Genomic DNA, 19,548 nt, shown 5'->3' with positions numbered 1-19,548 from the left:
ACAAACCCACGCGATCAATCTTCGTGCGTCGCGCGCCCCGCGTCCAGCCGGGAGTGGTACCGCTCGTGCGCCTCGCGCACCAGGTCCTCGGAGATCCACGCGATCGGCTCCACGTCCACCAGCAGCGGCTCGTTGTCCGGCCCGAAGTCGACCTCCTTGCCGGTCAGCACCCACGGCCGCGCCCCCTCCGCCTGCTGGTGCGCGTACTGCACGATCCGCCGCGCCAGCCAGTCCTCCACCGGCAACGACCACCAGCCCGGCGCGTTCAACGGGTTCACCGACACCCCGGGCATCTCCAGCCCGCTCTCGTGATCGGTGCTCGGGTGCTCCGCGTCGGCCTCCGGACCGGGCGAGTACCGCACGTAGACGACCGCACCGGGGATCAGCAGCTCCGCCAGATCCGCCAGCCGGCGCAGGGTGGGCAACGAGTCTTCGACCGCCATACCGCACACATGCCCCGCCACGGCCCCGCTTAACCGTGCACCGTGTACCGCGTCACCGCCTCGGCCGGGCGGCGCCGCGTCGCCGGCGCCGCGAACCCGTACCCGAACCGCAGCACCACCTGCGGATTCCCGGGCGCCGACACCAGCCGCGCCACCGCCGCCCGCAACGCCGGGATCTCCACCGGCTGCGACAGGAACGACACGCTCACCCCCGCCGTCGTCGCCCGCAGCAGCACCCGCTGCAACGCCTGCCCCGCCCGCAACTGGGCCAGCCGCGTGTCGGTGTACGACGACAACACCGCCACCAGCGGCTTGCGGTCGAACGGCCACTCCGGACCCGCCCCGGCCGCCGACGCCGGCACCCCGTCGTCCCGCGCCCCGTCCGACGCCGTCCACTGCCGCAGCTCGTCCTGGAACGCCAGGTCCTCCCGCTGCAGCCGCTCGGCCTCCCGCAGCAGCACCCCCAGCTCGTCCAGCTGCCCGGCCCGTCCCACGACCGCCAGGTGCGCGCCCTCCTCGGTCGCCGCCCGCACCAGCGCCTGCCGCACCCACACCGGCACCTCCCGCGCCGTGAACGCCCGCCGGTTGCTCCGCCGGTAGGCGATCGCGCGCGCCAGCGCCACGTCGTCGGGCGTCGGGGTCACCCGCCCCCGCGCCCACACCGTCGCCAGGTGCTCCGGCACGTCCCGCCGCGGCAGCAGGTGCACCACCGGGGTCCGGCCCGCGGCGCGCAAGGCCAGCCGCACGTTCAGCACCGCCGCGCCGCACGCCAGCCGCGCCTCCCGGCCATCCGGGTCGGCTACCTTCAGAATCCGGTCCGGGTCGAGGAACACCCCGATCCGGTCACCGTCCACCTCGAACCGCCACGGCTGGCTGTTGTGCGGCGACGGCGCGCGGACCGCCGCGTCGAGTGCGACCCGCACCGGGTCCTGGGCGAACGACATCTGGGCTCCCTGCCGCGAAGGGTCCAGGATCGCTCCACTCTTCACCGCCGCGCGGCTCCCCCACGAGGGCACGGTGTCCTCACCGATGAGGCCTTTGTGCCCTATCGGCGGTGAAACTCGCCCCGCGCCACCTCGCCTTTTGACTGGTGTTCTCCCAGGTGACATGCGAGTCTGGCTGCTATGCCCGGGACCGACGACTCCGACGAGGCCCCACCCTTGTCCGGGTTACGGGAAACGTTGTCCCAGTTGCGATTGCGGGAACTGCTCCGGGAAGTGCAGGACCGCATCGAGCAGCTGGTGCAGTCGCGCGACCAGATGGACGGCCTGCTCGAGGCGATGCTCGCCGTCGCGGGCGGTCTCGAACTCGACGCCACCCTGCGCCGCATCGTGCACGCCGCCATCAACCTCGTCGACTGCCGCTACGGCGCCCTCGGCGTGCTCAACCAGGACCGCGAAGGCCTCGCCGAATTCGTCTACGAGGGCATCGACGAAGCCACCCGCCGCGAGATCGGCGACCTGCCCACCGGCCACGGCCTGCTCGGACTGCTGATCCAGCAACCGAAACCGATCCGGCTGGACGATCTTTCCCAGCACGTCGCGTCCTCCGGGTTCCCCGCGCACCACCCGCCGATGAAGACCTTCCTCGGCGTCCCGGTGCGCGTGCGCAACGAGGTGTTCGGCAACCTCTACCTCACCGAGAAGAGCAACGGCCAGCCGTTCACCGAAGACGACGAGGTCGTCGTGCAGGCGCTGGCCGCCGCGGCCGGCATCGCCGTGGAGAACGCCCGCCTCTACGAAGAAGCCCAGCTGCGGCAACGCTGGCAGGAAGCCACCAGCGAGATCCGCGCCGAACTGCTCGCCGCCGCCGACCCCACCGACGTCCTCTACCTGATCGCCAACCGCGCCCTCGCCCTCGCCGGCGCCGACTACGCCTTCATCGCCCAGCCCGACGACCCCGACCTCCCGCCCGCCGACGTCACCCACCTGACGGTCACCGTCTCGGCGGGCCTGGACTCCGACCCGCTCATCGGCCGCGAGATTCCGATCGAGGGCTCCAGCTGCGGCGCCGCCTACACCGACGCCCAGCCGCGCCGCGTGGAGAACCTCGCCTACGACCTCACCCACGAGTTCGGGCCCGCGCTGGTCCTGCCGCTGCGCGCGTCCCGCGACTACGTCTCCGGCGTGCTGGTCACCCTGCGCAAGGCGGGCCAGGACCCGTTCGACGGCACCCAGCTCCCGCTCGCCGCCGCGTTCGCCGACCAGGCCGCGCTCGCCCTGCAACTGGCCGAGGACCAGCGCTCCATCAACGAGCTCAAGGTGGTCTCCGACCGCGACCGCATCGCCCGCGACCTGCACGACCACGTCATCCAGCGGCTGTTCGCCCACGGGCTGGCCCTGCAGAGCACCCACATGCGCTCCCGCAACCCGGACATCCAACGGCGGCTGGCCGACATGATCGACGACGTGCAGAGCATCGTCGCGGAGATCCGCACCGCGATCTTCGACCTGCACGGCGGCCTGCACGGCACCACCCAGCTGCGCAAGCGCCTCAACGAGATCATCGCCGAGGTCACCGGCGACACCGGCCTGCGCACCACGGTGCGGATGTCCGGCCCGATCGGCGTCGTCGGCAGCGACCTGGCCGAACACGCCGAGGCGGTGCTCCGGGAGGCGTTGTCCAACGCGGTCCGCCACGCCCGCGCGACCACCCTGACGATCACCGTCTCCGTCGACGACGACCTCGTCATCGACGTCGTCGACAACGGCACCGGCATCCCCGGCAAGGTCGCCCGCAGCGGCCTGCACAACCTCGCCGAACGCGCCACCCAGGCCGGCGGCACGTGCTCGGTGACCGCGCTGGACGGTGGCGGCACCCGGCTGACCTGGTCCGCTCCGGTGACTTAACCGGCGAAGTAGTGCCCCTCCTCGAGATCCGCCATGAGGGCGGGGTGCACCGGCTCCCAGCCGAGCAGGCGGCGGGTGTCCACGTTGGACAACGGGTTGTCGATGCTCATCAGCGGCGCGAAAGGCCCGAAGCGTTCAGCGGCATGCTCGGCCGGGACGCTGCGCACCGGGACCCCCAGGTGGCGGCCGATCGCCTCGGCGATGTCCCGCACCCGCACGCCCTCCTCCGCCGCTGCGATCAGTTGCGCTCCCGCGGGCGCCTGCTCCACCGCCAGCCGGTAGAGGCGGGCCAGGTCCAGCGTGTGCACCGCGGGCCAGCGGTTCGCGCCGTCGCCCAGGTAGCACGAGACACTGCTCGCCCGCGCGAACTTGATCAGCGTCGGCACGAAACCGCTCCGGTCCCGCGTGCTGTGCACCACCTGTGGCACCGCCACGAGCACAGCGCGGACCCCCTGCCCGGCCAGCCCGGCGATCAGCCGCCCGGTCGCGAGCCGCGGGTTCGCCGCGAGAACCTCGTCCGCCACGGCCGGCATCCCGATCCCGACGAGGGCCTTGCCCGTGCCCGCCAGCGCCTCGCCGAACGCCCGCGCCGCAGCCAGGTCGGCCGCTGCCGCCGCGGACCAGTCCCCGGCCAGCGCCGCGGCGTTGTCGAAGGCCAGGTGGACAACCGCGTCCGCGCCGGCCGCGGCCGCACGCAGCCCGTCGGTGTCCGCCAGATCGCCCAAGCGCACCTCGGCGCCCAGCGCCTTCACCGCGGCTGCCGAGGACTCCGAACGGGCCAGGCCCACGACCTCGTGCCCGGCCTGGAGCAGTTCGGTGACGACGGCGGAACCGATGTGGCCGCCGGCACCCGTGACGAAAACCCGCATGTGGAGCCTCCCGCTGAAAGTGATGTGACTGAGTACCGTCACTGTAGCGGAAGTGACGGTACTCAGTCACATCACCTAGGCTGTGCGCATGGGCCGCTGGGAACCGAACGCGCGCATGCGCCTGGTGCGCGCCGCCATCGACCTGTTCGCCGAGCAGGGCTACGACAAGACCACCGTGGCGCAGATCGCCGAACGCGCCGGCCTCACCAAGACCACGTTCTTCCGCCACTTCCCCGACAAGCGCGAAGTGCTCTTCGCCGGACAAGAAGTGCACGCCCGGCTCCTCGCCGACGGCATCGCCGGCGCACCCGCCGGCGCCACCCCGCTGCAAGCCGTCGCCGCCGCCCTCGACGCCGTCACCGCCACCTTCGTGCCGGAACAACGCGAGTTCGGCCCCCGCCTGCACGACGTCATCGCCGCCCACAAGGAACTGCGCGAACGCGAGGTCTTCAAACGCGCCGGTCTCGGCGCGGCGATGACGGAAGCGCTCACCGCGCGCGGCGTGCCGGACCCCGCCGCGAGCCTCGCCGCCGACCTCGGCGTCCGCGCCTTCACCCGCGCGTTCGAGCGGTGGATCGAACCCGCCAACGACCAGCCGTTCCCCGAGCTCGCCCGCCAGGCCCTCGGCGAACTCCGCACCGCGGCCGCCACCCTCGCCTGAACCCGCGCCCACGGGCGCGCCAGGGTCCTTCGGCCCTTACCGGCCGCCCCTGGCTCGGCGAGGCTGGGATCATGCACGCCTGGCGAGTGTTCCGGCCCGGGCCTCCGGGCACCCGCAAGTTCGAACTCCGCAACGAACCGGTGCCCGACGTCGGTGACCGCGAACTGCTGTTGCGCGTGCTCGCGTGCGGGGTGTGCCGCACCGATCTGCACGTCGTCGAGGGGGACCTGCCGGTGCACCGCACCGGGGTGGTGCCCGGGCACGAGGTCGTCGGCGAGGTCGCGGCCCTCGGCCCGCACGTCACCGGCTTCGCGGTCGGCGACCGGGTGGGCGCGGCCTGGCTGCGCGGCACCTGCGGGGAATGCGCTTACTGCCGCCGCGGCGCGGAGAACCTCTGCCCGCGCTCCCGCTACACCGGCTGGGACGCCGACGGCGGCTACGCCCGCTTCACCACCGTCCCCGCCGCCTACGCCCACCGGCTCCCCGGCGGCTACTCGGTCACCGAGCTCGCCCCGCTGCTGTGCGCCGGCATCATCGGCTACCGCGCGCTGCGCCGGGCCGACCTGCCCCACCACGGGCGCCTCGGCGTCTACGGCTTCGGCGCCAGCGCCCACCTGGCGGCCCAGGTCGCCCTCGCCGAGGGCGCCACCGTGCACGTCCTGACCCGCAGCGCCCAGGCCCGGCAACTCGCCCTCGACCTGGGCGCGGCCTCCGCGGGCGACGCCGCCGACCCGCCGCCGGAACCGCTCGACGCGGCGATCCTGTTCGCCCCGGCCGGCGAACTCGTCCCGCCCGCGCTGGCGGCGCTGGACCGCGGCGGCACCCTCGCGATCGCCGGGATCCACCTGACCGACGTCCCGCCCCTGAACTACCAGCACCACCTGTTCCAGGAACGCACCCTGCGCAGCGTCACCGCCAACACCCGCCGCGACGCGCGGGAGTTCCTGGACTTCGCCGGCGAGCACCACCTGCGGATCGTCACCACCGCCTACAGCCTCGACCAGGCCGACCAGGCGCTCGCCGACCTGGCGGCCGACCGGGTCACCGGCGCGGCGGTGCTGGTCCCTTGACGTCCGTCAGGTGACCTTGGTCCCTTGGGATCGGGGACCTAAGCCGTGTCGCGACGGACCGGGCTTCCGTAGCCTGGGAGGGTTCCGTGTGGCGAAGGGATGGCGGAATGATCAAGGTCTTCCTCGTCGACGACCACGAGGTCGTGCGCCGCGGTGTCGCCGACCTGCTCGAGGCGGATCCGGCTTTGACAGTGGTCGGCGAAGCGTCCACCGCCGCGCAGGCGCTGTCCCGGATTCTGGCGCTGCGGCCGGACGTGGCGGTGCTGGACGTCCGCCTGCCCGACGGCAACGGCATCGAGCTGTGCCGCGAGCTGCGTTCCCGGCTGCCCGAGCTGAACGTGCTGATCCTGACCTCCTACACCGATGAGGAGGCGATGCTCAACGCGATCCTGGCCGGTGCCGGCGGGTACGTCATCAAGGACATCCAGGGGCTGCAGCTCATTTCGGCGGTGCGCGACGTCGGCAGTGGACGATCGCTGCTGGACACCCGCGCGGCCGCGACCCTGATGGCGAAGCTGCGCGCGGACGCCGTCGAGACCGGCCCGCTCGTGGCGCTGAGCGACCGCGAGCGGACGCTGCTCGGCCTCATCGGCGAAGGCCTGACCAACCGCCAGATCGCCGAGCGGATGTTCCTCGCGGAGAAGACCGTGAAGAACTACGTCTCCCGCCTGCTGACCAAGCTGGGGCTGGAACGGCGGACCCAGGCCGCCGTCCTTGCGACGAAGCTGCGGGAGGGCAGGCGGGTGACGGGTGAAGAATGAATTCGCGAAAAAGCCGCACCGTATAGGGCGTTATACACCCTTGTGCTGTTCCCGGCGCTCCCGCTCCTCGCGCTCCCGGTAGGCCTCTTCGGCGAAGTACCGCCGCATCGCCGACTCCGCCATCTCCTCCGTCGTGTGCCGGCCCGTCCGGGACGCCGCGGTCACCCGCGCCTCCCGCGCCGCCTTCCGGCTCTCCAGGTCGTTCATCGTCCACTCCTTCCCTGGCCGAGCGTCTCCCATTCGCGCGCCCACGCCGCCGCGCGGACCCGGTCGAGCGCGAGGTGCACCGCCAGCACGACGAGCGTCAGCACCAGCACCACGCCGAGCCACCCGAGCAGGCCGACGCTGAGCGCGATGGTCAGCGCGTTGAACGCCGACAGCGGCGGCGGCACCGGCTCCCCCGCCCCGTCGACCCAGATCGGCAGCCGCGCGCCCTGGTCCGTGCCCGCCGGGACGCTGACCGGGCCGCTGCGCTCGGTCCCGTCCGGCAGCCGCCACAGCGCGGGCACCTCCGCCACCTGCACCGCGGGCCCGCCGGCCACGAAGGACCCGGCGTCGGCCAGCACCACGGCCGTCACCTGGGTCCGGTCGGCCTGCTGCGCCCGCGCCAAATCGGCGTGGCGGACGTACACCTCCGACACGAGGACCCCCGCCACCGGCACGGCGACCACCGCCAGCAGGATCGCCGTCACCAGCAGGCGCGCCTCCCAGCGGTCCCACGGGCGCACCAGCGGACCGCCCGGGTGGATCAGGCGCCAGAACCGGGCGGGCCACGACTCGGGTGCGGGCGTCACCGGCCTGCCCCCGCCCGCACCGCCCCGGTTCCGCCGCACATGTCCCGAGTCCTTCCACCACCCGGCTCAAGCGTGACGTCCGCGCGGCCGGAGGTGAAGGGCCGTTGGTCCCTTGGACGCGGAACCGGCGGCGCGCGGGCAGACTGGGGTGGATGCGCGACACCGGCACCGCTCCCCCGCTGACCCGCCGCACGGCCGTCCTCGGCGCCGTCGCGGTGCTGGCCGCGGCCACGACACTGGCCAACCGCGTGCTGCCCGGCTGGGCCTACCCCCTGTGCGGGGCGGTGACCGCGGGTGTCCTCATCGGACTCGCGCGCCTGTCCGGCCGCGGGTTCGCCGAGCTCGGCCTGTCCCGGCGGCAGTGGCGCCGTTCGGCGGCCACCGGGGGCGTCGCGTGCCTGGTCGTCGCGGCCGGCTTCGGCGTCGCCCTCGCCGTGCCGGCGCTGCGGCCGCTGTTCCAGGACGGCCGCGTCGGGCAGCACCCGCCCGCCGAGCTGGTGTGGCTCGCGCTGGTGCGGATCCCGCTCGGCACCGTGCTCGTGGAAGAGGTCGCCTTCCGCGGCGTGCTGCCCGCCTTGCTGGGCGGCGGCGAACGCTGGCGGTGGCGGCCCGTCCTCGGCGCGTCCGCGTTGTTCGGGCTGTGGCACCTGCTGCCGTCGCTGGCGTTGCGCCGCAACGCGGGCGTCGACGCGGCCGTCGGCGCCCTGCCCCTGCCGGTCCTGTCGGCGCTGGCGATGCTCGGCGCCGCGGTGGCCGGTGTCGCGCTCTGCGCGCTCCGCTACGCCGGGCGCGGGGTGCTGGCCCCCGCGCTGGTGCACCTGGCGCTCAACTCGGGCGGGCTCGTGCTCGCGTGGTTCGCAGGCCGCGCCGGTTAGGGACTTCCGGCCCTTGGGCGGCGACCACGACGACGAGGACAGTGGGGCCAGTCGAACTAGGAGCGTTCATGCGGCACCCCGGCCAGTGGAAGATGGACATCGGACTGGACGAGATCGGGGGTGTGACGCGCGCGGAAGTCCGGCTCGGCGGCACCGACGGCACCCGGTTCACCGGCATCGGCCTCGTCGAGAACGGCCCGCGCGGGCTGCACCTGCCCGGCATCGCGGCGGAGCTGGCCCTCGCGCGGGCCCTGAGCGACCTCACCGAGGAACTGCTCGAGGCGGTCGCCTCGGACATCGACACCCAGTTCACCTTCCCCGGGCCGCGCGTCAACTAGCGCTGTCGAGGACGACCGCAGGCGGGGCTGCCCGCGGCGCCACGCAAGCCACTTCCGAAACACGCTTCAGCCCGGAACGTTGGCCTCCAGCTCGTCGAGCCAGGCCCGCGCGCTGGCGTCGCTCGGGGCGCGCCAGTCGCCGCGCGGGGAGAGCGAACCGCCGGAGCCGACCTTCGGCGCGTTGGGCATCGCGGAGCGCTTGAACTGGCTGGTCTGGATGAACCGCCACAGGAACTCGCGCAGCCACTTCTTGATCGTCGGCAGGTCGTAGCTGTTGCGCTCGGACTCCGGCACCAGGTCCGGCCACCGCCCGGCGTCGACATCGCCCCACGCGTGCTGCGCCAGGTAGGCGATGCGGCTGGGACGGTAGCCGAACCGCAGCAGGTAGTACAGGTGGAAGTCCTGCAGCTCGTACGGCCCGACCTTCGCCTCGGAACTCTGCGACGGCCCCGAGTCCGGCCCGTCGCCGGGCACCAGCTCCGGCGAGATCTCGGTGGCCAGAATCGACCGCAGCACCTCGTCGGCGCCCTCGCCCAGCTGCTCGGTCGCCACCTCCCACGCGATCAGGTACCGGATCAGCGTCTTGGGCACCGAGGCGTTCACGTTGTAGTGCGACATCTGGTCGCCCACCCCGTAGGTCGCCCAGCCCAGCGCCTGCTCGCTCAGGTCGCCGGTGCCGACCACGAGCGCGCCGTGGTGGTTGGCCAGCCGGAACAGGTGCGACGTCCGCTCCCCCGCCTGCACGTTCTCGAACGTCACGTCGTACACCGGCGAGCCGTCGGCGGCCGGGTGTCCCAGGTCGGCCAGCATCTGCCGCGCCGAGGGCCGGATGTCGATCTCGTGCGCGGACGTGCCCAGCGCCTTCATCAGCTTGTGCGCGTTGGTCAGCGTGTGGTTCGTGGTGGCGAACCCGGGCATCGTGTAGGCCAGCACGTTCTCCCGCGGCAGCCCGAGCTTGTCCATGCTCTGCGCGGCGATGATCAGCGCCTGCGTCGAGTCGAGCCCGCCGGACACGCCGATCACGACCTTCTCGATCCCGGTCGCCGCGAGCCGCTGCGTCAGGCCCTGCACCTGGATGTGGTGCACCTCGCGGCAGCGCTCGTTGCGGTCGGCGGTGTTCGCCGGGACGTACGGGAACCGCTGGATCTCCCGGCGCAGCCGCACCGGCCCCGGCGGCAGCTCCAGCTCGAAGTCCACGCGGCGGAAGGACTTGAGCCGCTCCCGGTGGTCGTGCGCGTTGTCGTTGAAGCTGGTCATCCGCAGCCGGTCGGCGGCCAGCCGCTCCAGGTCGACGTCGGCGGTCACCAGCTGGTTCGACTCGAACCGCTCGCCCTCGGCCAGCAGCGACCCGTTCTCCGCGATCACCGCCTGCCCGTCCCAAGCCAGGTCCGTCGTGGACTCCCCCGGCCCCGCCGCCGAGTACAGGTACGCGGCGATGTAGCGGGCCGAGTGGTTGGTGCACAGGTTGCGCCGGTAGCCGGCCTTGCCGATCACGATGTTGCTCGCCGAGAGGTTCAGCAGCACCGTGGCGCCCGCCATCGCGCCGAACCCGCTCGGCGTCACCGGCACCCAGCCGTCCTCGCAGATCTCGACGTGGAACACCAGGCCAGGCACGTTCGGCGCGGCGAACAGCAGGTCACTGCCGAACGGCACGTCCTGGCCCGCCACCAGCACCCGCTCGGACACCGCGTCCCTGGCCGCCACGAACTGGCGCTTCTCGTAGAACTCGCGGTAGCCCGGCAGGTAGCTCTTGGGCACCACGCCCAGGACCTGGCCGCGGTGCACCACGATGCCGCAGTTGAACAGCCGCCCCTCGAACCGCTGCGGCGCGCCGATCGCGAACACGCCCGGCAGGTCCGCCGACTCCTGCACGAACCGCGCCACGGCGTCGTCCACCGCGGCCTGCAGCGCGTTCTGGTGGAACAGGTCGTCGGCGGTGTAGGAGGAGAAGCCCAGCTCGGGGAACACCGTGATCGCGACCCCGTCCGCGGCCGCGCGGCGGGCCAGCGCCAGCGTGGCGTCGCAGTTGAACTCCGGATCCGCGACCCGGAGCTCCGGGACCGCGGAGGCCACCCGCACGAACCCGTGCCGGTAGAGCGAGGTGAAGTCGTGGGCCTGCGCTGATGTCACACTGTCCCCGTTTCCGCGTGCGTGCCGTGCACCGTCGAGCCTAGATCTAGACTCCGACCGTGCCCGACCCCACCACCGCCGTGCGTGATCTCGCGGACTCCCACGTCGCGCAAGCCTGCGCCGCCGACCCCCAGCTGGGCACCATGCTCGGCGTCGCGCCCGGGGAGGACCGGCTCACCGACCTCTCCCCCGCCGGCCAGCGGGAACGGGACGAGCTGGCGACCGCGACGCTGGCCCGGCTGCGCGGCCTGGAGCCCGGCGGCGACGACGAGCGCCGCTGCGCGCGGCTGCTGCGGGAGCGGCTGGAGACCGGGCTGGCGGTCAGCGCGGCAGGCGAGCACCTGCGGATGATCCGCAACATCCTCGGCCCGCTGCAGGGCCTGCGGAACACCTTCCTGATGATGCCCACGGACTCCGCGGAGGACTGGGCGGTGATCGCCCGCCGGGTCGCGCGCGTGCCGGGCGCGCTGGCCGGGTACGCCGAGTCGCTGCGCGAGGGCGTGCGGCGCGGCCTGTTCGCCGCGCCGCGGCAGGTGGAGACGGCGATCGCCCAGCTGGACGCGTGGGAGGGCTGGTTCGCCGGGTTCACCGCCGGGGCCGATGTGCTGCCGGCGTTGCGCGCCGACCTGGACCGGGCGCGCACCGCCGCGCAGGACGCCCTGACCGGGTTGCGCGGCTTCCTCGCCGCCGACTACCTGCCGCGCGCCGAGGGGACCCCCGACGGCGTCGGCGAGGAGCGCTACCTGCTGCACGCCCGCCAGTGGACCGGCGCGCACCTCGACCTCGCCGCGACCACCGAGTGGGCCTGGGCGGAGTACCGCGCCCTGGCCGCTCAGATGCGCGCGGAAGCGGGCCGCGTGCTGCCCGGCGCGCCGGTGCTGGAGGCGATGGCGTACCTGGACCGGGAGGGCCCGGTCGTCGAGGGCGCGGAGGAAGTCCGCCGCTGGCTGGCCGACCTCACGGCGCGCGCGATGGACGACCTGGACGGCAGGCACTTCGACCTGGCGCCGCCGGTACGGGTGCTGGAGACGCGGCTGGCCCCGCCCGGCAGCGCGGCCGCGCCGTACTACACGCGGCCCGCGCGGGACTTCTCCCGGCCCGGCCGCACCTGGCTGCCCACGCTCGGGCAGACCCGCTTTCCACTGTGGACGCTGATCAGCACGTGGTACCACGAGTCCGTGCCGGGCCACCACCTGCAGTTCGGCCACTGGACCACGTTGTCCGGGCGGCTGTCGCTGTTCCAGACCAGCGCCGGTTCGGTCAGCGCCACCACCGAGGGCTGGGCGCTCTACGCCGAGCGCCTGATGGACGAGCTGGGCTACCTCGACGACCCGGCGGCCCGCCTGGGCTACCTCGACTCGCAGATGATGCGGATCATCCGCGTGATCGTCGACATCGGCATGCACCTGGGGCTGCCGGTGCCGGAGGAGGCCGGGCTCGGCCCCGGCCTGCGCTGGACCGCCGAGACCGGCCGCGCGTTCTTCGGCGCTCACACCACGCGTGAGTCCGCGTTCCTGGACAGCGAGATCGTGCGGTACCTGGGCGTGCCGGGCCAGGCGATCAGCTACAAGCTCGGCGAGCGCGCCTGGCTGGCCGGGCGCGCGGCGGCCAGGGCCCGCAACCCGCGGTTCGAGCTGAAGGCCTGGCACATGGCGGCGCTGTCGGTGGGCACGCTCGGCCTGGACGACCTGGAGCCGGAGCTGGCCGCGCTCTGACGAGCGGCGCTCACCCGAACACCGGCACCTCGGCCTCGACCGGGTACTCCGCGACCCGCCCGCCGCGGATCCGGATGCCGGTGCGCCGCGCCCTGGCGACCCGGCGCCACGCGTCGAGGTCCTCGCGGGACTCCCACCGCTCGAAGGTGTTGACGCGCCCGGGGTCGAGCGGGTCGGCGGAGATGGCGAAATCGAGGCAGCCGGGGGTTTCGCGCGCCCGCCGCACCAGATCGGCGTGGGCCGCGACGTAGGTGTCGCGCTTGTCGGCCGCCACGGCCACGTGCCCGGCGATGATGATCGGCATGGGATTCTCCTGTCCGCCGGTCCTTTCCCCACCGACGAACGGGATCCTCCCCCGAGGACAGGCTGTTCAGCCGGCGAGCGGCCCGGAGTACCGGCGGCTGTGGCTGACCACGAGGCTCTTCATCTGGCTGTACTGGTCCAGCACCAGCCGGTGGGACTCCCGGCCCACCCCGGTCGCCGGGGTGCAGGCGTAGGTCGCCGCTGACGAGTAGTTGTGGTAGCAGTTGGTCCAGACCCGGCTGGCCTTGACCGCGCGCCCGACGCGGTAGGCGCGGTCGCCGTCGCGGGTCCACACCCCGGCGCCGGGCCCGTTGCGCGAGTCGTTGGCGATCGCGATCGCCTGCTCCTCGTCGGTGAACGAGGTGACCGCCAGCACCGGCCCGAACAGGTCCTCCCGGAACACGCGCATCCGGTTGTGGCCCTGCAGCACCGTCGGGGCGTAGAAGTAGCCGTCGGTGAACTCGTCGCCCACGGTCACCCGGTGCCCGCCGATCAGGACGGTCGCGCCCTCGCTCCGCCCGGTGTCCACACAGGACTCCAACCGGGCGAGCTGCTCGGGGCCGCCCCGCGGGCCGACGCGGGTGGCGGTGTCCAGCGGGTCGTCGACCACCAGCTCGGCGATCCGCTCCAGGGCCCGCCCCACGAACTCGTCGTAGACCGGCTCCTGGACCAGCGCCCGCGACGGGCAGGTGCACACCAGTCCCTCGTCGGAGGCGGACCGCACCATCGCGTCCACCGCGCGGTCGAGGAAACCGTCCTCGTCGGCCAGCACGTCGGCGAAGAACACGTTGGGCGAGCGGGCTCCCACGTCCAGCCACACCGGCACCAGGTTCGGCGCCGCGCAGGACAGGATCCGCCGCCCGGTGGCGGTTTCGCCGCTGAACACGACCTTCGCGATCCGGCGGCTGCTCGCCAGATCGCGGCCGACGCCCTCGCCCCGGCCGGTGACGATGTTGAACACGCCCGGCGGGATCACCTCGCCGATCACCTCGGCCAGCTTCAGCACCGACCACGACGCGTCCGAGGCCGGCTTGAGGACCGAGCAGTTGCCCGCGGCCAGCGCGGGCGCCAGGTTCCACGCCGCGACGAGCACCGGGAAATGCACCGGAAGGAACTGGGCGACCACGCCGAGCGGTTCCCGGAACTGATACGCCAGCACGTCGTCGTCGATTCCGGAGACGATCCCCTCCTCACCGCGCACGACGTCGGCGAAATAGCGGAAATGGTCGGCGGCGAGCGGAATGTCGACGCCAAGGGCCTCGCGAATCGGGCGCCCGGTCTCCCAGCTTTCACATACCGCCAGCATCTCGGCGTTGTCTTCGATCGCGTCCGCCGCGGCGGTGAGGATCGCGGCCCGGCGGGTGTGCGTGCACTCGCCCCAGGTGTCGCGCGCGACGTGCGCGGCGTCGAGCGCCAGCTCCAGGTCGGCGGCGCTGGAGTCGGCGGTTTCGCAGATCGTGCGCGCGGTCGCCGGGCTGATCACCGGCCGGTACCGGCCCTCGGTCGGGGCCAGCCATTTCCCCCCGATGAAATTGTCATAGCGAGGCAGCACGGGAACGGAACTGCCAGGCAACCCGGGAGGCACGTATCTCATTTCCGAAACTCCTCACCGTGCGCGACGGTCCCACCCAGCGAACGCGGTGCGCGTTGCCGGGGAAAAGGGGCGAAGGTCCCTAATCCAGTGGCGAACGGGCGATCAGCACAGGGCATTCGGAGTGGTGGATCAGCGCCTGCGCCGTGGACCCGAGCAGCATGCCGCGGAATCCGCCGCGGCCCCGGCTGCCCGCCACGAGCAGCTGCGCCCGCGCGCTCCAGTCCAGCAGCCGCGTGCGGGGCTGATCGCGCTCGGCCACGGCCCGCACGGTCACCTCCGGGTACTTGACCCGCCACGGCGCCAGCGACCGGTCCAGCACCTCGCGCTCGGCGTCCTCGCGCGGCGCCGTGCCGAAGGGGTCCCGCACGAACCCGAACGCCTCGGCCAGGTCGAAGTCGTTCCACACGTGCACGGCCACCAGTTCCACGTCCCGCGCGGCGGCTTCCTCGAAGGCCAGGCCGATCGCGGGCTCGGCAGGCGCGTACCCGTCGACGCCGACGACCACCGGCGCGTCGTCCGCGGGTTCCCCGCCCCGGACCACGGTGATCGGCGAGTGCCCGTGCACGGCCAGCGCCAGCGCGGTCGACCCGATCAGCAGGTCGCGCAGCGCGCTCCGCCCGGCCGATCCGAGCACCAGCATCCGCGCCGCGTCGGATTTCTTGACCAGCAACGGGATCGGGCCGTCCAGGCTCGCCTCGACCGTCACTGGGAGGTCCGGGTCGATCCGCCAGGCCTGCCGCCGCGCTCCGGCCAGCAGCCGCTCCGCGTGCAGCTCGTGCGCCGACAGCCAGTCCCCCGGCGGGAACGCCTCGCCGGCGAACGCGTCCGGGATCCCGAAGCCGTGCACCAGGATCAGGGGCAGAGCCATCCGCGACGCCTCGCGCGCGCCCCACCCGACGGCCCGCTGTGAACCGGGCGAGCCGTCCACGCCCACCACCACGCTGTTGCCGGCGCCTGCGAAATCCATGGTCTTCTCCCTGTCCCGGGCGGGCCGATCGCCGCACACCCAGCTTCCCGGCCCGCGGCCACGGGGCGAAGGGCACTTGGTCCTCGGTCGGCGAGGCCGAAGACCCCGCGAAAGTCCCCGCCTCAGGCGGTGGGCCTCAGGCGCTGGGCGCCACGGGCTGGCGCAGGACCGTCCGCAGCTTCTCCGGCGCGGCCCGGCGCGGGTCGCCGAGGTAGATCTCGTGGTGCAGACCGGAGTGCCGCAGCCCGTGCGCGGCGAGGTGGTCGCCGAGCCGCGCCAGCGCCGGGCCCTCGTCGTCGTACGGCCCGATGTGCAGCAGCTGGGCGCAGCGCCCCTCGTGCAGCGTGTGGAAGCGAACTCCGCCGATCGCGGGCAGCTGCTTCTTGGCGAGCGCGTCCTGCCGCGCCTGCTCCACCAGCTCCTCGCCCACCCAGGGCGGCTGGCTGATCAGCATCGTCCAGTGCCAGGCGTCCTTCTCGCGCCGGGTGAACACGCCGTAGTCGTCGGCCCACCACAGCCCTTCCAGCGGCCCCACCACGAACTCCTCGCCCCCGGCGCGGCGGACGGCGAACTTGATCGTGTAGGCCACCGCGTACAGCGCCTGGACCGCCCGCGCGTACTCCGGCGAGGTGTTCGGGTCGCCGCTGCCGTCGATCGCGATGAACCGCTGCTCGGGCACGTCGACGAACGCCCAGTCGGTGTTCTTCGGCGCGTACAGCGCCTTGAGCTCCCGTTTCGGGTCGTAGCCGGGCATCGTCAGGCGTCCCCTTCGAGTGTGGCGCGGTATTCGGTCAGCCACCGCTGCTCGGCGGCGAGCTGGTGGAGCGAGAAGCCGAAGATCGCCCGGACGAAAGCCGGCGCGTCCGATTGGGCGTCGGCGGCGCGGCGGAGGGTGCCGAGGCGTTCGTCCAGCGCGGCGGCGCGCGCGGCCAGCGCCTCGCGCAGACGCTCCGGCGGGATGAGCGGCTGGCTGGCCAGTCCGACCAGGACCGGCGGGAACACCGGCCGCAGCTCGGCGACGGCCGCCTCCGCCTCGGCCGCGCAGACCCGGCGGCCCTCCGGCGTCGGCCCGAACACCTTGCGTGCCTTGGCCCGTCCGGTGCCCGCGCTCGCGACCTCGGTGATCAGCCCGCGGTCACGCAGACGCCCCAGCAGGTAGTAGATCGAGCTGAACCCGATCTCGGTCCACTCCCGCATGCCGCGGGCGGTGATGACCTCGTCCAGCTCGTAGCCGTGCCGGGGCCGCTCGACGAGCAGGCCGAGCAGTGTCAGCTCGGCCGGGGTCAGTGCGGGCATGCGGTTACTCTAGCACTAGAACAACTACTCCACGGTGACGCTCTTGGCGAGGTTGCGTGGCTTGTCGATGTCCCGGCCGAGCTTGCGCGCGGTGTGGTAGGCCAGCAGCTGGAGCGGAATCGTGAGCAGGACCGGGTCCAGCTCCGGGCCGGCGGAGGGGATCCGGACCACGTCGTCGGCGCCGGGCACCGCCAGTCCGGTCGTGGTGACCGCGACGACCGGGCCGCCGCGCGCCTTCACCTGCTCGATCGTGCCGAGGTTCTTCGCGGCCAGCTCGTCGTCCGGGATCAGCACCACGCTCGGCATCGCGGGGTCCACCAGCGCCAGCGGGCCGTGCTTGAGCTCCGAGGCCTGGTAGGCCTCCGCGTGCACGTAGGAGATCTCCTTCAGCTTCTGGGCGCCCTCCCGCGCCACCGGCCAGCCGCGCACCCGGCCCAGGAAGAACACGTGCTCGGCGTCGGCGAACCGGCCGGCCAGCGACGCGATCCGGTCGGACTCCGCGAGCACTTCCCCGATCCGCTCCGGCAGCTCCGCCAGCGCCCCCGCGATCCGCCTGCCCTCGGCCAGCGAGAGGTCGCGGACCCGCCCCAGCGTGAGGGCGAGCAGCGCGAACGCCACGGCCATGTTCGTGAACGCCTTCGTCGAGGCCACCGAGATCTCCGGCCCGGCGTGCAGGAACACGCCGCTGTCGCACTCGCGCGCGATCGCCGAGCCCACGACGTTGACCGCGCCGACCACCCGTCCGCCCTTGCGCTGCAGCTCCTCCACCGTGGCGAGGGTGTCGGCGGTCTCGCCGGACTGGCTCACCGCGACGTAGAGGCAGTCCGGGTCCACCACCGGGTTGCGGTAGCGGAACTCGGCGGCCGGTTCCGCGTCGGCGGGCACCCGCGCCAGCTCCTCGACGAGCCCAGCGCCCACCTGCCCCGCGTAGTAGGCCGATCCGCAGCCGAGGAACTTGACCCGCCGGATGCCGCGCAGCTCGCGGGCGGTGAACCGGAGGCCGTCCAGACGCGCGGTGCCCAGCCGCTCGTCGAGCCGGCCGCGCAGCACCCGCTGCGCCGCCTCGGGCTGCTCCGCGATCTCCTTCGCCATGTAGTCCGGGAACCCACCCAGCTCGTAGTCCCCCGGCACCTCCTCCACGACCGTGGGCTGCCGGTCGGCGCCGCTGCTGGTCTCGAACCCGTCCGCGCGGATCGTGGCCAGCTCGCCGTCCTCGAGGTAGACGACCTGCTGGGTGTGCCGGACCAGCGCGGCCAGGTCGGAGGCCACGTACATCTCGTGGTCGCCGAGCCCGAGCACGAGCGGGCTGCCGTGCCGGGCGGCGACCAGCACGTCCGGGCGCTCGGCGTCGAGCACGAGGAGCCCGTAGGTGCCCTCGACGTCGGCCAGCGCCGTGCGCACCGCTTCGGTGAGCGTGCCGCCGCGTTCGGCCGCGGCGGCGATCAGGTGGGCGAGGACCTCGCTGTCGGTGTCGGACACCAGCCGCACCCCGGAGGCGCTCAGCGCGGTGCGCAACGCGGTCGCGTTCTCGATGATCCCGTTGTGCACCACCGCGATCCGCCGTCCGGCGTCGGTGTGCGGGTGGGCGTTCGTCGCGGTCGCGGGGCCGTGCGTGGCCCACCGGGTGTGCGCGATGCCGGTGGTGCTGCCGGCCAGGTTCGCGGTGAGCCGGGTCAGCTCCGCCACGCGCACGGCCGCCTTGCGCACCAGCAGCCTGCCGTCCCTGGCGAGCGCGACGCCTGCCGAGTCGTAGCCGCGGTATTCCAGCCGCCGCAGGCCTTCCAGCAGGATCGGCAACGCGGGCCGACGGCCCAGGTAACCCACGATTCCGCACATGGCGCGCCTTCCCTTCCGCGGCCGGGATGCTGTCGAAGTCGCCCGTCCGGCGACCGCCGTTACCGGGGTTCCCGCGGCGGGCGCGTCGTGCCCGGGTCCGTTTTCCGCTGCGGCAGGATGGCGGCATGAGCGACGAGGACTTGTTCGGCGCGGTCGGGCCGCGGCTGCGGGCGCTGCGCAAGCAGCGGCGCGTCACGCTGGCGCAGCTGGCCGAGGCGACCGGGATCTCGGTGAGCACGCTGTCGCGGCTGGAGTCCGGCGGGCGGAAGCCGACGCTGGAGCTGCTGCTGCCGCTGGCCCGCGTCCACCAGGTCACCCTCGACGAGCTGGTCGGCGCGCCGGAGACCGGGGATCCGCGGGTGCACGCCAAGCCGGTCGTGCGGTTCGGCGTGACGATCGTGCCGCTGACCCGGCGGCCGGGCGGGCTGCAGGCGTTCAAGATGATCTACCCGCCCGGGAAGCCCTCGCGCGAGCCCGAGCAGAAGGTGCACGAGGGCTACGAGTGGATGTACGTGCTCTCCGGGCGGCTGCGGCTCGTCCTCGGCGACCACGACGTGATCCTGACGCCCGGCGAGGCCGCGGAGTTCGACACCCGCACGCCGCACTGGTTCGGCAACCCCGGCCCGGAGCCTGCCGAGATCCTCAGCCTGTTCGGCCCGCAGGGGGAACGGCTGCACGTCCGGGCACGACCGAAAGGCGAGTCATGAGCGGCTTCGACGCCGGCGCGATCCGGGTGATCGCGTGCGACATCTTCGGCACCACCGTCGACTGGTACAGCAGCGTGCGCGACCAGGTCGCGCCGGTCTTCGCCGAGGCCGGGATCGACGTGGACGCGGGCGAGTTCACCTCCGCGTGGCGGGACAGGTACCTGCCCTCGATGCGCCGCGTGCAGGACGGCTCACGGGAGTGGGCCGTCCTGGACACGCTGCACCGCGAGTCGCTGGACGCGCTGCTCGACGAGCACGGCGTGTCCCTCGGCGAAGACGCCCGGCGCCGGCTGGTGCGCGCCTGGCACCGGCTGCCCGCGTGGCCGGACGCCGCGGCGGG

General features: G+C 73.4%; 20 protein-coding genes and 1 pseudogene. 9 read left to right on the top strand and 12 right to left on the bottom strand.

What is annotated here, in order from left to right; genetic code table 11:
- Positions 1-14: 14 nt before the first annotated feature.
- Positions 15-443 (bottom strand): DUF6098 family protein, encoded by a 429-nt coding sequence (locus ABZ193_RS05635; protein ID WP_020417988.1) that lies wholly within the window; start codon positions 441-443, stop codon positions 15-17.
- Positions 444-472: 29 nt separating this feature from the next.
- Positions 473-1,387: a nitroreductase family protein gene (locus ABZ193_RS05630; RefSeq protein ID WP_354709041.1), complete on the bottom strand. Its 915-nt coding sequence runs from the start codon at positions 1,385-1,387 to the stop codon at positions 473-475.
- Positions 1,388-1,639: 252 nt separating this feature from the next.
- Here ABZ193_RS05630 and ABZ193_RS05625 point away from each other — a divergent pair, with 252 nt between their 5' ends.
- Positions 1,640-3,292, top strand: a complete 1,653-nt coding sequence (locus tag ABZ193_RS05625; protein ID WP_354709136.1) for a GAF domain-containing protein — start codon at positions 1,640-1,642, stop codon at positions 3,290-3,292.
- Here the strand turns inward: ABZ193_RS05625 and ABZ193_RS05620 are convergent.
- A complete protein-coding gene (locus ABZ193_RS05620) occupies positions 3,289-4,161 on the bottom strand; it encodes an NAD-dependent epimerase/dehydratase family protein (protein ID WP_354709040.1) in 873 nt (290 codons plus the stop codon). The genes ABZ193_RS05625 and ABZ193_RS05620 overlap by 4 nt on opposite strands.
- 88 nt (positions 4,162-4,249) lie before the next feature.
- Between ABZ193_RS05620 and ABZ193_RS05615 the strand changes: the two genes are divergently transcribed.
- The 3 genes from ABZ193_RS05615 (at position 4,250) to ABZ193_RS05605 (ending at position 6,653) form a co-directional block, all read left to right on the top strand.
- Positions 4,250-4,822: a helix-turn-helix domain-containing protein gene (locus tag ABZ193_RS05615; RefSeq protein ID WP_354709039.1), complete on the top strand. Its 573-nt coding sequence runs from the start codon at positions 4,250-4,252 to the stop codon at positions 4,820-4,822.
- A 71-nt stretch (positions 4,823-4,893) separates the two neighbouring features.
- Positions 4,894-5,892 carry a zinc-binding alcohol dehydrogenase family protein gene (locus ABZ193_RS05610; RefSeq protein ID WP_354709038.1) on the top strand — a complete coding sequence of 333 codons (999 nt, stop codon included), beginning with the start codon at positions 4,894-4,896 and terminating at the stop codon, positions 5,890-5,892.
- A gap of 107 nt (positions 5,893-5,999) precedes the next feature.
- Positions 6,000-6,653 (top strand): response regulator transcription factor, encoded by a 654-nt coding sequence (locus tag ABZ193_RS05605; RefSeq protein WP_354709036.1) that lies wholly within the window; start codon positions 6,000-6,002, stop codon positions 6,651-6,653.
- A 30-nt stretch (positions 6,654-6,683) separates the two neighbouring features.
- Here the strand turns inward: ABZ193_RS05605 and ABZ193_RS05600 are convergent, their stop codons facing one another.
- Together ABZ193_RS05600 and ABZ193_RS05595 are read right to left on the bottom strand one after the other, a co-directional pair.
- A complete protein-coding gene (locus ABZ193_RS05600; protein WP_354709035.1) occupies positions 6,684-6,860 on the bottom strand; it encodes a hypothetical protein in 177 nt (58 codons plus the stop codon).
- Complete coding sequence (locus tag ABZ193_RS05595) at positions 6,857-7,447, bottom strand: hypothetical protein (RefSeq protein ID WP_354709034.1); 591 nt, start codon at positions 7,445-7,447, stop codon at positions 6,857-6,859. Before ABZ193_RS05595 ends, ABZ193_RS05600 begins: the two co-directional genes overlap by 4 nt.
- Positions 7,448-7,599: 152 nt before the next feature.
- Between ABZ193_RS05595 and ABZ193_RS05590 the strand changes: the two genes are divergently transcribed.
- Entirely contained in the window at positions 7,600-8,322 is a 723-nt protein-coding gene (locus ABZ193_RS05590; RefSeq protein ID WP_237334813.1) for a CPBP family intramembrane glutamic endopeptidase, read from the top strand.
- Between the two features lie 68 nt (positions 8,323-8,390).
- Positions 8,391-8,660, top strand: coding sequence for a dsRBD fold-containing protein (locus tag ABZ193_RS05585; protein ID WP_020417998.1), 270 nt, complete (start codon positions 8,391-8,393; stop codon positions 8,658-8,660).
- Positions 8,661-8,726: 66 nt separating this feature from the next.
- On the opposite strand, the gene ABZ193_RS05580 is transcribed toward ABZ193_RS05585, so the two are convergent.
- Positions 8,727-10,790, bottom strand: a complete 2,064-nt coding sequence (locus tag ABZ193_RS05580) for an NAD(+) synthase (RefSeq protein ID WP_237334812.1) — start codon at positions 10,788-10,790, stop codon at positions 8,727-8,729.
- Between the two features lie 59 nt (positions 10,791-10,849).
- Between ABZ193_RS05580 and ABZ193_RS05575 the strand changes: the two genes are divergently transcribed.
- Positions 10,850-12,505: a DUF885 domain-containing protein gene (locus tag ABZ193_RS05575; protein WP_354709032.1), complete on the top strand. Its 1,656-nt coding sequence runs from the start codon at positions 10,850-10,852 to the stop codon at positions 12,503-12,505.
- 10 nt (positions 12,506-12,515) lie between these two features.
- Here ABZ193_RS05575 and ABZ193_RS05570 read toward each other — a convergent pair whose 3' ends face one another.
- The 6 genes from ABZ193_RS05570 to glmS all read right to left on the bottom strand — a co-directional run bounded on the left by ABZ193_RS05570 (position 12,516) and on the right by glmS (position 18,501).
- Positions 12,516-12,809, bottom strand: a complete 294-nt coding sequence (locus tag ABZ193_RS05570) for an antibiotic biosynthesis monooxygenase family protein (RefSeq protein ID WP_354709031.1) — start codon at positions 12,807-12,809, stop codon at positions 12,516-12,518.
- 66 nt (positions 12,810-12,875) lie between these two features.
- On the bottom strand, positions 12,876-14,402 hold the full coding sequence (locus ABZ193_RS05565; protein ID WP_051123520.1) for an aldehyde dehydrogenase family protein: 1,527 nt from the start codon (positions 14,400-14,402) through the stop codon (positions 12,876-12,878).
- Positions 14,403-14,481: 79 nt separating this feature from the next.
- On the bottom strand, positions 14,482-15,369 hold the full coding sequence (locus tag ABZ193_RS05560) for a universal stress protein (protein ID WP_354709030.1): 888 nt from the start codon (positions 15,367-15,369) through the stop codon (positions 14,482-14,484).
- A 136-nt stretch (positions 15,370-15,505) separates the two neighbouring features.
- A complete protein-coding gene (locus ABZ193_RS05555; RefSeq protein WP_020418004.1) occupies positions 15,506-16,123 on the bottom strand; it encodes a GyrI-like domain-containing protein in 618 nt (205 codons plus the stop codon).
- A 2-nt stretch (positions 16,124-16,125) separates the two neighbouring features.
- Positions 16,126-16,665, bottom strand: a complete 540-nt coding sequence (locus tag ABZ193_RS05550) for a PadR family transcriptional regulator (RefSeq protein ID WP_020418005.1) — start codon at positions 16,663-16,665, stop codon at positions 16,126-16,128.
- A 24-nt stretch (positions 16,666-16,689) separates the two neighbouring features.
- Positions 16,690-18,501, bottom strand: a complete 1,812-nt coding sequence (gene glmS, locus ABZ193_RS05545; RefSeq protein WP_354709029.1) for a glutamine--fructose-6-phosphate transaminase (isomerizing) — start codon at positions 18,499-18,501, stop codon at positions 16,690-16,692.
- A gap of 125 nt (positions 18,502-18,626) precedes the next feature.
- Here glmS and ABZ193_RS05540 point away from each other — a divergent pair, with 125 nt between their 5' ends.
- A complete protein-coding gene (locus tag ABZ193_RS05540; RefSeq protein ID WP_020418007.1) occupies positions 18,627-19,208 on the top strand; it encodes an XRE family transcriptional regulator in 582 nt (193 codons plus the stop codon).
- A pseudogene (locus ABZ193_RS05535) lies at positions 19,205-19,548 on the top strand (haloacid dehalogenase type II); the annotation flags it as partial. The gene ABZ193_RS05540 and the pseudogene ABZ193_RS05535, both read left to right, overlap by 4 nt.

Source organism: Amycolatopsis sp. NPDC006125 (assembly GCF_040614195.1).
Lineage (GTDB): Bacteria > Actinomycetota > Actinomycetes > Mycobacteriales > Pseudonocardiaceae > Amycolatopsis_E > Amycolatopsis_E tucumanensis.
The sequence above is the reverse complement of the archived record's forward strand: the minus strand, read 5'-3'. Positions and strand labels throughout refer to the sequence as shown.

Bases quoted from the DNA above. Each gene is read 5' to 3' on its own strand.
- ABZ193_RS05635 (WP_020417988.1), bottom strand. From the start codon at position 443: ATGGCGGTCGAAGACTCGTTGCCCACCCTGCGCCGGCTGGCGGATCTG.
- ABZ193_RS05630 (WP_354709041.1), bottom strand. From the start codon at position 1,387: ATGTCGTTCGCCCAGGACCCGGTGCGGGTCGCACTCGACGCGGCGGTC.
- ABZ193_RS05620 (WP_354709040.1), bottom strand. From the start codon at position 4,161: ATGCGGGTTTTCGTCACGGGTGCCGGCGGCCACATCGGTTCCGCCGTC.
- ABZ193_RS05615 (WP_354709039.1), top strand. From the start codon at position 4,250: ATGGGCCGCTGGGAACCGAACGCGCGCATGCGCCTGGTGCGCGCCGCC.
- ABZ193_RS05610 (WP_354709038.1), top strand. From the start codon at position 4,894: ATGCACGCCTGGCGAGTGTTCCGGCCCGGGCCTCCGGGCACCCGCAAG.
- ABZ193_RS05605 (WP_354709036.1), top strand. From the start codon at position 6,000: ATGATCAAGGTCTTCCTCGTCGACGACCACGAGGTCGTGCGCCGCGGT.
- ABZ193_RS05600 (WP_354709035.1), bottom strand. From the start codon at position 6,860: ATGAACGACCTGGAGAGCCGGAAGGCGGCGCGGGAGGCGCGGGTGACC.
- ABZ193_RS05590 (WP_237334813.1), top strand. From the start codon at position 7,600: ATGCGCGACACCGGCACCGCTCCCCCGCTGACCCGCCGCACGGCCGTC.
- ABZ193_RS05585 (WP_020417998.1), top strand. From the start codon at position 8,391: ATGCGGCACCCCGGCCAGTGGAAGATGGACATCGGACTGGACGAGATC.
- ABZ193_RS05570 (WP_354709031.1), bottom strand. From the start codon at position 12,809: ATGCCGATCATCATCGCCGGGCACGTGGCCGTGGCGGCCGACAAGCGC.
- ABZ193_RS05565 (WP_051123520.1), bottom strand. From the start codon at position 14,402: ATGAGATACGTGCCTCCCGGGTTGCCTGGCAGTTCCGTTCCCGTGCTG.
- ABZ193_RS05560 (WP_354709030.1), bottom strand. From the start codon at position 15,369: ATGGATTTCGCAGGCGCCGGCAACAGCGTGGTGGTGGGCGTGGACGGC.
- ABZ193_RS05555 (WP_020418004.1), bottom strand. From the start codon at position 16,123: ATGCCCGGCTACGACCCGAAACGGGAGCTCAAGGCGCTGTACGCGCCG.
- ABZ193_RS05550 (WP_020418005.1), bottom strand. From the start codon at position 16,665: ATGCCCGCACTGACCCCGGCCGAGCTGACACTGCTCGGCCTGCTCGTC.
- glmS (WP_354709029.1), bottom strand. From the start codon at position 18,501: ATGTGCGGAATCGTGGGTTACCTGGGCCGTCGGCCCGCGTTGCCGATC.
- ABZ193_RS05540 (WP_020418007.1), top strand. From the start codon at position 18,627: ATGAGCGACGAGGACTTGTTCGGCGCGGTCGGGCCGCGGCTGCGGGCG.